The sequence below is a fragment of the Acinetobacter sp. UNC436CL71CviS28 genome, from assembly GCF_000620525.1.
Taxonomy (GTDB): Bacteria; Pseudomonadota; Gammaproteobacteria; order Pseudomonadales; family Moraxellaceae; genus Acinetobacter; species Acinetobacter radioresistens.
On the sequence record NZ_JIBB01000013.1, the window covers coordinates 66,775 to 83,318 of the forward strand.

The window sequence follows — 16,544 nt, forward strand, 5'->3', positions numbered from 1 at the left end:
GAAAAGAAAAGCCTGCTTGATGCAGGCTTTTTTTATGTCATGATGCATATGTAAATTTTTATAATAATTATCAGGTATGCAGGTTTATTATTTCTATCGACATCTGAGCGAACAGTGTATTTTTGTGAGTCATCAACCCGAAGAAGGCCACGAGCTTGAGTTTATCTGGATTGATTCGACCCGTGACGATGTAATTAATCATGTTAAAGACTGGCAGAATAAAATTCATGAGCTTTCACAGCTGTCCCTGTCTGAATATCATGTCAAAGATATTTTAAACGTAGAGCATCCATGTACTTTCGATAGTACTGAAGAATACAATTTACTGATCCTTAGAAAACTGGTTACGCCAGATGACCAGATCAAAAATATTGATCTTGGACTGGAACCGCAGGAAAGTGCTTTTGGTCTGGCTACCACGCCAGTCAGTTTTATTTTTAACCCTGATCTATTAATTACAGTGCGGGAAAAAGGCAATACTATACTGGAAGTCTTTATCCACCGGCTTCAGGCCAGCCTCAGTTGCAATATTGATGATCCTGGAAAACCACAAAAACTCGCTACCTCTCCTTTTGATCTGGCATTACGTCTTTTATGTAGCATTATCGATAACTATCTCGATATCCGAATGCCATTAACACGGCGGGTTGAATACTGGCAGCGTGAGTTGCTGCAGGGCAGAAAACGTTTCAAACAGTGGCATCAATTATTTCAGGAAATGACTCTATTTCAGCAAATTGAAAATCTCTGTGAAGAACAGATTGAGGCTATGCAGGAAATCCGTGATGAAATTGTTCAGAACTATCATCATCTAATGGGAGAAGATCTGGTTGATCCTCAGGATATCCTGTTGATTCGACTGGATGATCTAACTGGCCATATTGAACGGGTACAAAAGCATACTACCCGGCTTCGAAACTCCATACAAAGTGCCATTAACCTACATTTCTCTGCTATTTCCAACCAGACCAATGAAAATATGCGGATTCTGGCGATTATTACAACTGTTTTTGCGCCTTTGACCTTATTAACCGGTGTTTATGGAATGAACTTTGAATATATGCCGGGACTCAGTGTAGAGAACGGGTTTTGGCTCATGCTGGTAGCTATGCTATTTTGCACAGTTTTGCTCATTTATCTATTTTACCGGCGACATTTGCTGGGACGGGGAGAGCGCAGTATTCTGGATCTGCTGGCTCAGCAGCATCATCAGCGTAATGTAAACCTGTCCTGGTTACTCGATGAAGAAAGGTATCATTCAGCACAGCAGCAGAGAAAACGGGCCAGATTTAAATTACGTAAATCGGTCGATTAATTTTTCTCTACTCCAGAGTTAAATTTATAGTTTATTTGGCCCAAGTTATACAGCTATTTGGGTTTAAATAAACCAATCTGTTTGCGTAAATGCTGAACTTCATCAATCAGATCTAGCATTACTGCAACTGCAGATAAACTGGCATTAAAATCACGCTGTAAACGGTAAGCCTTCCGGGCACGAGCTACATCTTCGCCCAGAAACTGATATGAAGATTGCTGAGAGCGTACTGGTAAAATATCGTATTCGAGCAATTCTAATACCCATTCCTGACTCTGTCCACACACTTGAGCAAAATGTTCAAGATCTAGCATAGATTGTTCGTCAATAATTTCAGAGTCATGTTGGCCCTGATATACAACTTCACGGTAATGAATAATCGCCATTTTTCATGCTCCTTAATAAGCGCGAGGCTGATAAGATACGAATGCTTCAGCCAGAGATTCATAAGCCTGCTGTTGCTGTGCAGTGGTTGCCGGTGGCACTACAATGTTCAGGATAAGATAAAGATGGCCCGGTGTTTTATTTGGAATTCCCTTATCCTTCAGGCGAAGTTGTTGGCCAGACTGGGCATTTTTAGGCAGGTTTACATTCAATGAATCGGCTGGTGTATTTACGGTAATCGCTTTGCCTAGTGCAGCCTCCCAGGGAGTAACATTGACGGTATAATAAACATCCGTACCATCTACCCTGATTCGGTCAGTATCGCGATACTGTATTTCAATATATAAATCGCCATTCTCGCCGCCATTAATACCGAGCTGACCTTGACCGCTTAGGCGGATTTGCTGGCCTTCTTTCATACCTTTAGGTATTTTAACCTGTAAGGTTTTGCGCTGTACCTCTGGTTCCCCATATGCATTTACAGTCGGAATCTGCAAAGTGATATTTTGAGTCGCTCCCTGATAGCCGACTTCTACATCAATTTCGATCTTGGCGTGCTGGTCTTCACCACGATAACTACGAGGCTCGCGCTGATACTGATAGTGGCCTCCACCAAATCCTGTACCGAAACGACCAAAAAGGTCTTCAAAACCATTAAAATCTGAAGCATCTCCTTGAGAAAAACCTTGCCGATAGAAACGGCTGCCATCAAAGCCACCCTGACCTGCATTCTGATTAAAGCCAGAGAAGCCTTGTGGATGATCCAGCATCTGGTCATATTCAGCCTTTTTTTTCGGATCACTTAACGTATCATAGGCAACATTAATGGCCTGCATCTGTGCTTCCGCATCTGCTTCTTTACTGACATCAGGATGATATTTACGGGCCAGTTTTCGATAACTTTTCTTGATTTCTTCAGGACTGGCATCTCGTGAGATACCCAATTGTTCATAATAATTTTTTTCCATAGATCAGCTCTACGTCTATTCATTTATCTGTTTTAATTCATTATTGGAGTTGTATAAAAAAAAGCCAGAGTAAAGCATTAGTTATATTGTTTCAAAGCGTGACAAAAAAAGCCCCGAGAACTGGAGCTTTTTGATTTAAGTTTCAATTAAATATTCTAGTATTTAACCCAAGTCACACTACGGCCTACGACGGATACACCTACGTAGCCTCTTAGCGTGAGGTGTTTGCCATTTGCATTGACCTTAGCCTTACCCTTATAAATTTTTCCTCCGATCGGATCAAGTACACGACCATCAATGTATTCATATGGATTATTTGGATTCTGTTTAAAGTTATAAATAAAGGGAAGGCCAATAAAAGGCTTACCTTTTAAATCACCTGGACAGTTTTCACATATTTCCATTTTTGGGCGGCCAGGTACTGCACGGGTTTCTACGATTGTGCCGGTATAAGTACCATCTGTGTTTTTCTTGACCATTACATCAGCGCGGGAATAGCCCGTCCGGTCATCTACCGTTTTCCATTTACCGACCAAAGGATCAACGCTTGCAAAACTTAAAGTGCTAATCGTTGTAAAAAAGATCCCCGCAGCCATGCAGGACAATAGTTTCTTCATGAAATAAACCCCAAATATAAAATAATAATTTTTTCAGTCTTGTTTTAGAGTAAAACGCCTAATTTATAACGGCTCATCTTTAAAATTTCAACCAAAAAATCAATAGGATATTGCGATAAGGAGAAAGTAGTAAGACTGTCATAAAATCTGAGCCAGTTTTGGTATAGAGGAAGTTAAATTTTTTATTTATTAATCAAAAACTTATTTTTAGATAAAGATATAAGAACTTCAATGTTAAAGCGTGAGAAACAGGTAAGCGAATAAGGAAAATAATAAAAAAGCCCTAAGGAATTAGGGCTTTAAAATTCTGATTTTTAGTAATTTTTAACTGAGATGTTCGCCAAACAGGCCCAAGGCTTCTTCAGCAGTGAAAGTATATTGTGCCTGGCAGAACTGGCAGTCCATTACGATTGGATTCTGGAATTCAAGTGTTTCACGCACAGCACTTACGCCAATCTGTTGAAGAGCAGCAGCACAACGCTCTTTTGAACAGGTACAGCCAAAACGTAAATGTTCAACCTCAGGCAAGCGGACGTCCTCCTCGTTATAAAGACGATAAAGTATTTCCTCGGCGCCAAGTTCGGTCAGTTCTTCCGATTTTAATGTTTCAGTCAGCATGGTTAACCGTGGCCATAAGTCTTCATCCACGATTTGCTGTTCTTCTTCACTGTTACGTGGTAAAAGCTGAATCAGTAAGCCACCGGAACGCTGTTCATTACTGGCCAACACTAACCGGGTCGGAATCTGGGCAGACAGGTCATAATACTGCATGAGACATTCTGCCAAAGTTGAACGGTCAAGCGGTACAATCCCTTGATAGCGTTCGCCAAATTCGGGTTCGATATTGATAAAGAGCACCGGATTGACCAGAGAGCCGAGTACGACACTACTATCTGTGGCTTCGCCAAAACGTGGATCTTCCTCATACTCAGCCAAGGCGCGGACCTGACCTAAATGAGTACACTCAGCCATAGCCCATTTAAAAGTACCGGCAGCCTGAATTTGTAAACTGATACGGCCCTTAATTTTCAGGGTACTGGCCAGCAGTGCAGTCGCACTTAGCATTTCGCCAATTAACAGCTGTACGGCGGGTGCATAGGGACGCTGTGCCAGAATAGTTTGTAAGGCTTCTTCAAGATGAACAACTTCACCACGAACAGGGCTATTCTCAAGATAGAAGCGTTGACGTAAATCAGACATAAATTTCTCCAAACCCTGTCTTTATGGTGTCTTTATTTTAAAATACAAGTTAATTTTGACCACCCTGTGTAACATCACTACGATAATTTTCCACATTCGGGTTTAAATCAGATTCTTCATATCTTGCCTGTACCTGCTCATTATAGGCAAACAAATGTTTGAGCTCTGCTAAAGCATTGCCATGGGTTTCATAAATTTTATGATCATCACAATTAAGACGTTGTTGCTGTTTAAGCAGTATTAAGTCGTGCTGGCGAAATGCATCTACTTGCTCATGGGCTTCTTCTAAAGATAAACCATAAGCATGTAACATATATTCTGCCATATCTAATGCAGAAAGCTGGGTTTCCCGCCAGAAATGCTCTATTCCCATATCACGTAGCAAATGTACGTGATAGCGGTCGCGAGCCCGTACCAATAGTTTTAGTTCAGGATAGTTCAGCCGTATATAGCGTACTGCATTCATACAGTCCTCGACATCATCAATGGCGATAACCAGTATCTTGGCCTGTTCAATACCGGCTTGTTGCAGGGTTTGAGAATCAGTAATATCTGCCTCAATAAACCGTCCGCCATAGGCTTCAATAAACTCTGCTCCAGGCTGATTATTATCAATGATGGTAAAGTGCAGCCGCTGCTGATGGGCAACTCGGGCAATAATTTGACCAAAACGGCCAAAACCGGCAATGATCAGTGCCGGAGAGGCTTCAGTATTAACATCATCTTGTCTGGTTTGTTCGGGTCGCTGTTTTATGATGTGCTGGGCCAGTAAATAGATAAATGGGCTGAGCAACATTGACAATACCATAACTGCGGTTAGCTGGTTCATTAGAACCTGTTCAATTAACTGTTCTTTTAATGCCGCATACAGCACGAGAAAAGTTAGCTCTCCGCTCTGAAAAAGTCCTAAACCCAACAAACTTGCATTACTCCAGTTCAGGCGCGAGTAATGTCCAAGTGCAGCTAATACAATTGACTTAATGATCAGTAGGGCCGCAACCAGAGAGACAATAAAGACTGGGGACTGTGTAATCACAGCGAATGAAGCATATAAACCAAGACTTAGAAAGAAAAAACCGGACATCAGGCTACGAAAAGGTTTGATCATGGTTTCAAACGCATGTCGAAAAGGAGTATCTGCCAGTAACATCCCTGCCAGTAATGCACCAATCAGCACATGCAGCCCTAAAGCATCTACGGTAAGTAAAATGGCCAGTACGGTAAACAGGGCTGTAGCGGCCATCAGTTCGATACTGTTCTGTTTGGCCAGATAATTTAAAAATGGCTGGATCAGATAACGGCCAAAAAGAAAAACGCCACTAATAGTTGCAAGAGTTGCAGCAAAATAGGCAATCCCATGCTGTGAACTTTCAGTACGGGTAAATAAGGGTAATAAGGCAATTAGGAATATGGCGACCAACGCCTGTGCCAGAGTAACTGCCAGCGTGTATTGACCAGTAGTGGTATTGAGCTGTTCATATTGTGTCTGTAACTGCAGGGCCAGAATCATGGCAGAGAGGGCTAGAGCAAAACCGACAATAAAACTGTTCAGCAGCGGTAACTGCAATACAGTTATTCCCAAGGTTATGATGAGTCCTGCAGTGATAACAATTTGAATACCACCTAGTTTAATGAGATGCGATCGCATCAACCAGATGCGTTGCGGCCTGAGTTCCAGTCCTATTAAAAATACAAGAAGAATCGATGCATAATCTATAAAATTCTGAATCAGGGAAAATTCAATCAGATTAAATCCGCTTTGACCCAGAATTAAGCCTGTCACCAGATAGCCGAGCACTGAGGTCAAGCCTAAACGTCTGCTCAGGGCTACCAGGATTAAGGATGCTCCAAGAAAAATCGTCATATATAACATCAAAGACATAAGTTTATCCCGGGCGTTTGTTTTGTTCTTTGTACTATTAAACCTGAAAATACTGCCAAGCTGTAGAGGCCGCTCGTATCTGTCTAGCTGAGTTCCTGCGGGTCAACGTCGATACTCAGCTTTAACTGATGCTGTCGTGACTGTTGTACTACCATCGCCCACCATTGCCGTAAATAAAAATGCAGCTGTGCCCGGTCAGCCGAAAGCAGGACCAGATGGGCCCGATAGCGACCCGCCTTACGCTCCATAGGGGCAGGGATAGGGCCCCAGATATCAACCTGACTACCTGCAAGTTCACGTAGCTTACGAGCAATTTCAGCTAAAAATTCCTGACTGTATTGCTGGTTTCTGGAGTCGGCTCGTACCAGTACCGTATAACGATAAGGCGGCAGCTGTGCCTGCTGGCGCTCAATGAGTGCTTGTTTGGCAAAAGCACGGTAGTCTTTCTCGATCAATGTAGTTAACAGTGGATGATCAGGCCTTAAAGTTTGCAGATAGACTTCGCCTCTGCGGTCTCCACGGCCAGCACGACCAGCCACCTGAATGATGAGCTGGGCTGTACGTTCCGGCGCACGAAAATCAAAGCTGAGCAGTCCGGCATCAATATCCAGAATCGCAACCAAGGTCACGTAGGGAAAATGATGGCCCTTGGCTAACATTTGGGTACCGAGTAAAATAGCAGGCTGGCTTTGATGAATCCGCTGATAGATACGGTCCCATTGGCCAACCCGGCTGGTACTGTCACGGTCCACACGAATTACATCAAAATCTGGAAAGAGCTCGGTCAGGGTTTCTTCAACCTTGGCAGTGCCCATCCCGAGCGTTTTTAAGGTCGTTTGCTGACATTCGGGACAGCTTTCCGGTACACGATGAATGGAACCACAATGATGACAGTGCAGATGATTATAGGGCTGTGTATGCAGAGTAAAATGCGCATCACAATGGGGGCAGTTGGCCTGCCAGCCACAATGATTACAGACCAGTACCGGCGCATAACCACGCCGGTTTAAAAAAACCAGCACCTGTTCTTTTTTGTCCAGCCGCTGCTGAATCTGCTTGATGAGCTGTTCACTAATTCCATGCTGTTTTTTGGCTACTTTCAGATCTATTAACTGCATTTTGGGTAAGACCGCATTGCCAGCCCGCTGGTTAAGTTCCAGTCGTGTCAGTTTATTCTGTTCTACCAGATGATAGCTATCCAGACTGGGTGTGGCTGAGCCAAGAATAATCGGACAGTTTTCCAGATGGGCACGGTAGAGAGCTACGTCACGGGCATGGTAGCGAAAGCCTTCCTGTTGCTTGAATGACAGATCATGCTCCTCATCCAGAATAATCAGTCCCAGCCGGGGCAACGACGTATAAATTGCTGAGCGGGTTCCGAGAATAATGGAAGCCTTGCCGGTTTGGGCATGCTGCCATGCTTGCAAACGTTTGGATTCACTCAAACCAGAATGTAATAGTACAATATCTACATTAAACCGTGATTTAAAACGGGAAATGGTTTGAGGTGTCAACCCGATTTCGGGAACCAGAACCAATATCTGCTTGCCCTGTTTTAGTACCTCGTACATCACCTGCAAATAAACTTCTGTTTTGCCGCTACCAGTCAAACCATCAAGTAAGAAGGCCTGAAATTTCTTCAAGGATTTTAAAATACGCTGAATTGCTTTGTGCTGATCTTCATTGGGTGTGAGTGGCATTTGTGCCAGCTGCACCGGTTCAGGCGTGGTATTTATTGCTGTTAATTCACAGCGGACAATTTCTTTTTTTTCAAGAGCTTTTAAAGTGGCAGTTTCAACACCACTTAAATTCAGAATATCTTCTGTTGTACCGGCTGCATGTAATTTTAAAATCTTATAAGCATCTTGCTGCTTGATTGAACGCTTGAGCAGCTGTTCTGCATCAGGCTGTACCACCTTCCAGACTCGAGCCAGCAGATTTAGCGGTTTACCCTGACGCAACAGGCCGGGTAGAGCACATTGCATTACCTCACCCAAAGGAAATTGATAATACTGCGCAGACCATGTCAACAAACTTAAAACTTTGCTGTCTATAATGGCTTCCTTGTCGAGCAGCTCAGTAATAGCCTTAAGTTTGATACGCGGATCAGGCATAACATCGGGAGAAATTTTCTCTACAATGATACCAATCAGATTTTGCCGTCCAAAAGATACTGCTACCCGCGCACCGACTTCTGCCTGTAAGTATTGTTCGGCACTAAGCAGATAGTCAAAACTATCATAGAGATGAACAGGTACAGCTACCCGGACACGGTATATACAGCAGTTATTATGGGACGAGCTAGGCATATAAATTTCGTTAAAGGTTTTAGATAAAATGGCGTCATGCTATCGACTCGGTTATATTACAGTGAGCAAGCGGACAACAACATGAATATGAATGATCTGTATTGCCTGATGCAACAGCAATGATGATAAATTTTGGGAAAAACTAGAAAACTACAATGCCAGCATATCAATTTACTGCAATGGATGCTTCGGGAAAGCAGCAAAAAGGCATACTGGAAGGCGATTCCGCACGTCAGATACGACAGCAGCTGCGTGATAAGACATGGATTCCGGTCAGTGTCGAACCAGTAGAAAATAAAGAAAAAGGTCAGACCAGATCATGGCGCAAAAAAGGCTTAAATGCCTATGACCTGGCACTCATGACCCGTCAGCTTTCAGTGCTAGTCGCTGCCGCAATCCCGTTAGAAGAAGCTATTCGGGCTGTAGGCAAACAAAGTGAAAAAGTACATGTGCAGAATTTACTGATGTCGGTACGTTCCAAGGTGCTCGAAGGCCATTCACTGGCTCAGGCTATACAACAGTCTGGGCGTTTTCCTGATCTTTATATTGCCACCATCGCAGCGGGTGAGCGTTCAGGGCATCTGGACCTAATTCTGGATCAGCTGGCCGACTATACAGAAAACCGCTTTGCCATGCAGAAGAAAATTCAGGGGGCAATGATTTATCCGATTATCTTGATGCTGATGTCATTTGCGATCGTAATGGGATTAATGACCTATGTAGTGCCGGATATTGTAAAAACATTTGATCAGAGCAAGCAGGCACTTCCCGCCATTACGGTTATTTTAATGAAGACCAGTGATTTTATCCGTCAGGCTTGGCCATTTTTACTGGTGATCAGTGTAGTGGGTATTATGCTGCTGATACGTTTTTTAAAGACTTCAGCCGGCCATTATACCTTTGACCGCTTTGTACTGAAGTTGCCTCTCTTTGGTAAATTGGCTCGTGGTATCAATGCTGCCCGTTTTGCCAGTACCCTGTCTATTTTAACCCGCTCCGGCGTACCTTTGGTTGATGCGCTTAAAATTGGTGCGGCGGTCAGTAATAATTGGGTAATCCGGGATTCTGTCAATCTTGCCGCAGAAAAAGTAACAGAAGGCGGTAACCTGGCGACCCAGCTTGAACGTGCCGGTTATTTTCCACCAATGATGGTACAGATGATTCGCAGTGGCGAGGCATCCGGTGAGTTGGACCGCATGCTGGAGCGGGCATCTACCATGCAGGACCGTGAAGTGGCTACTTTTATATCTACGTTACTGGCTTTGCTGGAACCGCTGATGCTGGTACTCATGGCCGGTATTGTGCTGGTAATAGTAATTGCAGTGATGTTACCTATCGTGAATATGAACAATATGGTTTAATTTTTTTAAAGACTATAAGTAAAGTGAGAAAATTTTAATGCAGAACAAGAGTTATCGAACCCATCAGTCTGGTTTTACCCTGATTGAAGTCATGGTGGTAATTGTGATTTTAGGTGTACTGGCAGCGCTGATTGTACCGAATGTAATGGGACGAGGTGAAAAAGCCAAGATTGATACCACAGTCATTACCTTAAAAGGTGTAGCAGGGGCATTGGATCAATACAAACTCGATAATGGCCAATTTCCCTCAATGCAGGATGGGGGACTGGATGCATTGGTTAACCAGCCAGCGACAGCCAAGAACTGGCTACCGGGAGGTTATGTAAAAGGGGGCTACCCTAAAGATAGCTGGGATAACGATATCCAGTATGTAATTCCCGGTTCAGAAGGCCGTAGCTATGACCTGTATTCATTTGGCGCAGATGGTAAACAGGGTGGTGAGGGTACAGATGCCGATATTTATTACCAGCCATAAGTTTTATAATATTTAATACGAGTATAAATAAAATGAGTATGGCGAAAGGAATAGAATGATTGGGTTAAATTTAAAATATAAATAGTAAATAAATAGCTTCACTTAATATAGACAATGAATATTAAGTGAAGTGATAATAATTCTTGATATCCAATATTATTTAAATAATTGTTTTTAGTTAATTTTATGATATGATTTTATTTAATATTAATAATAAGAACTATTTTCATATCGAATAGTTACAATAATAGTGAAACATGAATAAAAATAAACTTCTTATTTAAAAAAAGATTGAATAATATATTTAGAGACAGTAAATGTCAGGGAGTCATAAATATGAAAGCAGTCTTATTCTCAGATAATTTAAACTCACTGCATTTAACCATGCTTAAATCTGTGCTTTTGGTGCTGAGCTTATTGCCTGTCAGCCATTTCATTTTAGACTTCTGGCAAACCGTAGAGGGCAGTAGTCAGATTATGGTGGGTTTCTTCGCAACCAGTTTAATAGGTGCTTTAGTTTTTTTAAGTTTCTGGGCTGCTTTAAAAACTAGTGCTGTAGAGCTCACAATGGAAATTCCCAATCGCTGGGAGCAGTGTATGCTCAAATTATATCGCCATCTGCCAATGAGTGTTCTGGCTGTCATACTTTCTTATCTGAGTGTTCAGCTTTGACTTTAATACCTATTTAAAATGTACAAAAAACCGGATGATGAAATCCGGTTTTTTTATCTAGAATAAAAATTTAGGCCTTAGCGTCGCGATTTAAATGAAACATCTACTTTACGTGGACGATAGATCCAGCCCAAGACCAGAAGAAAAAGTGAAAAGCCCAGAATCGGCCAGTCGCTAAAACGGTTATACCAAGTTTGGCCTTGCATGGCCGGCAGTTCGCCACGCAGTACAAACTCCTGATCAGTTGGAGCCTGTTTTACTATATGACCGGTATGATCAATAAATGCTGTTACACCTGTATTGGTTGCCCGGATAAACCAGCGTCCATTTTCTTTGGCCCGCATCTGAACCATTTGTAAATGCTGCCAAGGTCCAGCTGTACCAGTAAACCAGGCATCATTCGAGACAGTCACCAGAAAGTCACTGGTGCTGGCGTTGCGGCGAGTCAGGTTGGGGTAGGCAATTTCATAACAGATAGCTGATGCTAAGGGATGGTTTTTAATCATCAGTGGTTTTTGTTCGCTTGAACCACGGGAAAAACCACTGAGCATGACATCATTTTGTACACCTGGTAAAACCCAGCTGAGTAAGCCTGAAAGCGGAATATATTCCCCGAATGGAACCAGGCGCTGTTTTTTGTACAGACCTTCTGCTTCACTGCCAGAAGCCATAATACTGTTATAATACATCGGATAACCGGTCTGTTTGGATTCTTTCAAATCCCAATAGGGAATACCAGTTACCCAGGCAGTATCAGTTTTTTCTGCCTGAGTCTGCATAGCTTTTAAAAACGGTTCAATATCACTCTGGAACATTGGAATCGAGGATTCCGGCCAGACAATCAAGTCACGCCCCCATTCGGTCCGGCTCAAGTTTACATAAATCATGAGGGTTTTGGCCTGGTATTCAGTCAACCATTTTAGGTCCTGTGGAATATTGCCCTGGATCAGGGAAACTGATAGCGGTTTGGTTGCTTTCTGTTCAACAAAGTCAAGCTGTGCAGCGCCCCAAGCTCCCAGCAATAGCACGGCAGAGGGAACCACCCAGAATACCCGTCGATTTAAAACTTCGACCAAGGCACAGGCCAGAGTAATAACAACAAAAGAGACCCCAAACACACCAAAAAGTGGGGCATAGCTGTCTAGGAAGCGTTCAGTAAAGGCATATCCGGCAAACAGCCATGGAAACCCGGTAAACACCCAAGTTTTGGCCCATTCTGAAAATACCCAGAGAGGTGCAAAAGTGAGAGGAGTTTCAGGGAAAAAGCGCCGATAAGCCCAAGTTTGCAAGGCACTAAACAGTCCCATAACCAGTGCCATAATGGCAATCATCAGTACACTGAGGATTGCATTAGTATCGCCATATATATGGATTGAGGTAAACAGCCAGAATGCACCAACAAACCATAAGCCGAAACCATAGGCCCAGCCAAGTACAAACGCCTGCTTGGCTGAGCGATGACGTAATGACGCATACAAGAGTGCTGGTGAGAGTATCGCCAGCCACCACCAGTAATAAGGGGCCAGCGCAAAGCTAAAAATAGCGCCGGCAAATAAAGAAATTAATAAAGGAAAAATAAGGGGGAGCTGTTTTTTTTGTTCTGAAGTGGATAACAGCTTGTCAAAATATGCTCTCATTTACGTACAGCTCGAATCAGATGAATAGTGCGGGCATCTGCTTCTACAATACTGAATTCCCAGTCTCCAAGTTCAATCACCTGACCTTGCAGGTCACTCACCAGACCGATTTCCTGTAGCAGCAAACCGCCGACAGTTTCTACCTCATCATCAGAAAAATCAGCATCTAAAACTGTGTTGAAGTGTTCGATTGGTGTAAGTGCCTGAACAATCCATGCATTGGCTGTGCTATGTGTCTGGTCTGGAATAATATATTGTGCTTCTTCATCAATCTTGTCGTGTTCATCTTCAATTTCGCCGACAATTTCTTCCAGAATATCTTCAAGTGTTACCAGACCAGAAGTCGAGCCATATTCATCAATAACGATTGCAATATGGGTCTGGGTATTCTTGAGCATTCTCAACACCTGATCTGAGCGTGCACTTTCAGGTACAAACAGCGGTTGACGCATGAGTGCACGTACATCAATTTTAGGTGTTGGCGTAGTCATAAACGGAAGGAGGTCTTTGGCCAGCAAAATTCCGACTACATTATCTGGCTGATCAGATGAAAATACCGGAAAGCGCGAATGTGCCGATTCAATCAGGACATGCAGGATATCAAGTAACTGATCGTCTTCCTGCAGGCTAATAATGGCAGTACGTGGAGTCATGACTTCACGAACTTTAGTGGCTGGCAGGTCAAGTACGCCTTCAAGCATGGCAACAGTATCGGGTTCCAAAAAACGACGTGAATCTTGTACTAGTTTTAACAGTTCATCGCGGGTGCCGGGGGCGGTGCCCAACCATTTGCGTAAGCCTCGCATACCCCACGACGGGCCTGATTCCTCGTGCATGATCTTTCCTAAAGACTCTTGGTAGCTAATAAAAGTAATTTAATCATACCGAAGAAAATAAACCTGTGCATCTACAAACATCAGCGAAAGGATAAAAGTTGCAAACGGCAGAGTCAGAAGTTTTATTTTAGAAAAATTCCCATTTTTATAGATAAATCTAAAAATAGCCCCGGTTTTATATAAAAAAGATTCAAAAGAGCCATAGCCCTCAAGGACTATGGCTGGGGCGTCACATTAATAACGGGTAGCTAAAACCAGAGGGTCATGACCTTCCATCATGGTCTGATCTAGAAACATAACCTGACCACTATTTTTCCTGACCAGATCAATGAGGTCATCAATAACATCATTAGTCTGGGGTTCTGTATCGCCTGCATCATTTAGTATAACGCTCTGCTGTTCAGGAGCTAGTTGGCCCGATAGTGTGTGACCCTGACGCACATAAAGCGTTGCAGTATTACCTTCTAATGCTGCCCGATAAATTTCCTGGAGATCCGTCCGAATTCTTGGGGTACCATAAAGGGACTGCATATTCTGTCGTGCCTGTAATTGCTGCTGCTGCTGGTAGTGCTGTAGCGCAGGCTGAATACTGTTAACAATATGTTGGGCATCACCGTTATCCAGATAAGTTACATTATCAACAGTGGCGATTATTACGTTAGGCTGGTCACAAATTTCTTTATAAAAACCGATATTACGTTTGTCACCGATCAGAATCACAGGCAAGTTACGTCTGCCTAAAACTGCCTGCAGGTTCTTGTCAATGTGATTTAAGAACTCTTTGAGATATTTATCTTCATTGATAGAACGTTCAGCAGCACTGGTAGTGGCCAAACTGTCAGTTACTACCGGAAAAGCACCATAAGGCAGATTTTCGAGTAAATCAGTGTCTTCTGGATTAAATTCGTGAATAACCCTGTCATCAATTGCCTCTATCAGACGGCCCTTTTCACGGGTAATAACCAGTGCATAATAATGCACAGCAGAAGATAGGCTTTTTAAAATATCACGTACAGCGAACTGATCATTGATTACTACACGCTCCACTGTATCAAATGGAAACCGCAATACATGCGCCTGTTCCGGCGAGGCAAAAATAGCCAGCGTATCAAGATTATAATTTGGCCTGAAGTCATTCAGCTCCTGGTGAATTTTTCGCATGACCTGCTGGGTAATTTCTGCACCATGTTTTTTCTTCAAGCAATCTTCAGCAGCTTTGAGTTGATTTTTTAAAGCAATCGGATCTTTTTCATTATCTGGAAAAGTACGGTGAGTTTTGACAAAGATACTGACCGCCGGTTTCGCCTGAACCTTTTGCAAGTCCTGTAATATTTTTTGCATTTCCTGATGAAGCATCTTATTCACTCCTGCTATTGCTATAGAGAAAAGTGGGAGGTAAGAACAATCAATTAATAATAGCGAATAATCAGCTTAGCAATAATCTAAAAAACAGTGCAGTGCTATTGCTATAAGGCTGTAACAAACTATAAGCATGTATAGCTTTGGTATATATGTTTTAAACGGTCCAGTAAAATGCACCCTATAAATAAATCAGTCAGAGTATTGAGCGCTTTATGTTAAAATAGAGCGGTTTATGTCATTCGAGATAGAGCATGTCTGAACCTGCCTTAACGCCTAATATCCAGTTAAATACTCGTGGGTTACGTTGCCCAGAGCCAGTAATGATGCTGCATCAGGCTATTCGAAAAGTAAAAACGGGTGATGTCGTCGAGGTATTCGCAACTGATCCTTCAACCTCTTGGGATATCCCGAAATTCTGTATGCACCTAGGTCACGAGCTACTGCTTCAGGAAGAATTAAGAGATACTGAACAGCATAAGGAATATCATTACCTGGTACGTAAGGGTTAATGGTGCGTGAGTAGTTATTTATCTGGCCTGGTTTTAGGGTTCTCCTTGATTATGGCGATTGGGGCACAAAATGCCTTTGTGTTAAAACAGGGGTTGCTTCGTCAGCATGTATTTGCAGTAGCTCTAGTTTGTGCGCTGTCCGATGCACTACTGATTTCTCTTGGTGTTTTTGGCTTTGCCCATCTTTTAAGCCAGCAGGAAGGTCTCATTCAGGCGATGAAATGGTTTGGCGCCATTTTTCTGTTTGGTTACGGACTACGCAGTTTTTATCAGGCCTATAGAGCACAGGAAGGTTTACATGCTTCAAAACAGAAAACTGCTTCTCTGCGTCAGACTATACTGCTATGTTTAACTTTTTCCTGGCTTAATCCCCATGTTTATTTAGATACCGTGGTTCTGCTCGGATCAATCTCATCCCAGTATAGTAATAAGATGGCCTTTGCCAGCGGCGCAGTATCTGCATCCTTTATATTCTTTTTCAGTTTGGCTTTTGGTGCAAGATTATTGGAGCCCGTTTTTGAAAAGCCCAAGGCATGGAAAATTCTGGATATTATAATTGGCATGATTATGTGGCTAATTGCAGCTTCACTGATCGTTAAAGCCTGATCTTTTCTATAACAATTATACCTGTTATCAATCTCTATAAAAAAGCCCGCTTCATGAAGCGGGCTTTTCTTATTACATATTTGGGTAGTTAGGACCACCACCACCTTCCGGTGTTACCCATGTGATGTTTTGTGAAGGGTCCTTGATGTCACAGGTCTTGCAGTGCACACAGTTCGCTGCATTGATCTGGAACCGCGGTCCAGTCTCTTCCTGAACAATCTCGTAAACCCCGGCCGGACAGTAACGCTGTGCCGGCTCGTCATATTTCGGCAGGTTGACCTCAACCGGAATAGATGCATCAGCCAGCTTGAGGTGAGACGGCTGGTTTTCCTCATGTACCGTGTTGGATACAAAGACAGAAGACAGACGGTCAAAGGTCAGCTTGCCATCCGGTTTCGGATAGTTGGGCTT

16 protein-coding genes are annotated in these 16,544 nt (G+C 42.9%); 6 read left to right on the forward strand and 10 right to left on the reverse strand.

The genetic code is table 11. The features are described 5' to 3' along the window. Positions 1 to 76 precede the first annotated feature (76 nt). Positions 77 to 1,315, forward strand: a complete 1,239-nt coding sequence (locus N518_RS0106695) for a magnesium transporter CorA family protein (RefSeq protein ID WP_005023124.1) — start codon at positions 77 to 79, stop codon at positions 1,313 to 1,315. A 53-nt stretch (positions 1,316 to 1,368) separates the two neighbouring features. Here N518_RS0106695 and N518_RS0106700 read toward each other — a convergent pair whose 3' ends face one another. The 6 genes from N518_RS0106700 to N518_RS0106725 form a co-directional block, all read right to left on the reverse strand. After that, positions 1,369 to 1,701: a chaperone modulator CbpM gene (locus tag N518_RS0106700; protein ID WP_005016922.1), complete on the reverse strand. Its 333-nt coding sequence runs from the start codon at positions 1,699 to 1,701 to the stop codon at positions 1,369 to 1,371. Between the two features lie 12 nt (positions 1,702 to 1,713). Then, positions 1,714 to 2,667 (reverse strand): DnaJ C-terminal domain-containing protein, encoded by a 954-nt coding sequence (locus N518_RS0106705; RefSeq protein WP_005023127.1) that lies wholly within the window; start codon positions 2,665 to 2,667, stop codon positions 1,714 to 1,716. Positions 2,668 to 2,822: 155 nt separating this feature from the next. Then, positions 2,823 to 3,284: a DUF2147 domain-containing protein gene (locus N518_RS0106710; protein ID WP_026444084.1), complete on the reverse strand. Its 462-nt coding sequence runs from the start codon at positions 3,282 to 3,284 to the stop codon at positions 2,823 to 2,825. 324 nt (positions 3,285 to 3,608) lie between these two features. Next, entirely contained in the window at positions 3,609 to 4,484 is an 876-nt protein-coding gene (locus tag N518_RS0106715; protein WP_005016915.1) for an Hsp33 family molecular chaperone HslO, read from the reverse strand. 49 nt (positions 4,485 to 4,533) lie between these two features. Next, positions 4,534 to 6,366 carry a cation:proton antiporter gene (locus tag N518_RS0106720; protein ID WP_026444085.1) on the reverse strand — a complete coding sequence of 611 codons (1,833 nt, stop codon included), beginning with the start codon at positions 6,364 to 6,366 and terminating at the stop codon, positions 4,534 to 4,536. An 83-nt stretch (positions 6,367 to 6,449) separates the two neighbouring features. Continuing rightward, positions 6,450 to 8,675 carry a primosomal protein N' gene (locus N518_RS0106725; protein WP_026444086.1) on the reverse strand — a complete coding sequence of 742 codons (2,226 nt, stop codon included), beginning with the start codon at positions 8,673 to 8,675 and terminating at the stop codon, positions 6,450 to 6,452. A 155-nt stretch (positions 8,676 to 8,830) separates the two neighbouring features. Between N518_RS0106725 and gspF the strand changes: the two genes are divergently transcribed. From gspF to N518_RS0106740, 3 genes are all read left to right on the forward strand, one after another. Beyond that, a complete protein-coding gene (gspF, locus tag N518_RS0106730; protein WP_026444087.1) occupies positions 8,831 to 10,036 on the forward strand; it encodes a type II secretion system inner membrane protein GspF in 1,206 nt (401 codons plus the stop codon). 37 nt (positions 10,037 to 10,073) lie between these two features. Continuing rightward, positions 10,074 to 10,511, forward strand: a complete 438-nt coding sequence (gspG, locus tag N518_RS0106735) for a type II secretion system major pseudopilin GspG (protein WP_026444088.1) — start codon at positions 10,074 to 10,076, stop codon at positions 10,509 to 10,511. Between the two features lie 336 nt (positions 10,512 to 10,847). Then, complete coding sequence (locus N518_RS0106740; protein ID WP_026444089.1) at positions 10,848 to 11,183, forward strand: hypothetical protein; 336 nt, start codon at positions 10,848 to 10,850, stop codon at positions 11,181 to 11,183. 77 nt (positions 11,184 to 11,260) lie between these two features. Here N518_RS0106740 and lnt read toward each other — a convergent pair whose 3' ends face one another. The 3 genes from lnt to N518_RS0106755 all read right to left on the reverse strand — a co-directional run bounded on the left by lnt (position 11,261) and on the right by N518_RS0106755 (position 15,012). Then, on the reverse strand, positions 11,261 to 12,820 hold the full coding sequence (gene lnt / locus N518_RS0106745; RefSeq protein WP_026444090.1) for an apolipoprotein N-acyltransferase: 1,560 nt from the start codon (positions 12,818 to 12,820) through the stop codon (positions 11,261 to 11,263). Then, positions 12,817 to 13,656: an HlyC/CorC family transporter gene (locus N518_RS0106750; RefSeq protein WP_005016900.1), complete on the reverse strand. Its 840-nt coding sequence runs from the start codon at positions 13,654 to 13,656 to the stop codon at positions 12,817 to 12,819. Before N518_RS0106750 ends, lnt begins: the two co-directional genes overlap by 4 nt. 234 nt (positions 13,657 to 13,890) lie before the next feature. Further along, positions 13,891 to 15,012: a hypothetical protein gene (locus N518_RS0106755; protein ID WP_026444091.1), complete on the reverse strand. Its 1,122-nt coding sequence runs from the start codon at positions 15,010 to 15,012 to the stop codon at positions 13,891 to 13,893. 257 nt (positions 15,013 to 15,269) lie between these two features. Between N518_RS0106755 and tusA the strand changes: the two genes are divergently transcribed. Next, positions 15,270 to 15,527 (forward strand): sulfurtransferase TusA, encoded by a 258-nt coding sequence (gene tusA / locus N518_RS0106760; protein ID WP_026444092.1) that lies wholly within the window; start codon positions 15,270 to 15,272, stop codon positions 15,525 to 15,527. Between the two features lie 6 nt (positions 15,528 to 15,533). Next, complete coding sequence (locus N518_RS0106765) at positions 15,534 to 16,133, forward strand: LysE/ArgO family amino acid transporter (RefSeq protein WP_017400679.1); 600 nt, start codon at positions 15,534 to 15,536, stop codon at positions 16,131 to 16,133. Between the two features lie 72 nt (positions 16,134 to 16,205). Here N518_RS0106765 and N518_RS0106770 read toward each other — a convergent pair. After that, positions 16,206 to 16,544: 4Fe-4S dicluster domain-containing protein (locus N518_RS0106770; protein ID WP_026444093.1), on the reverse strand; the 339-nt coding region annotated here is incomplete at its 5' end.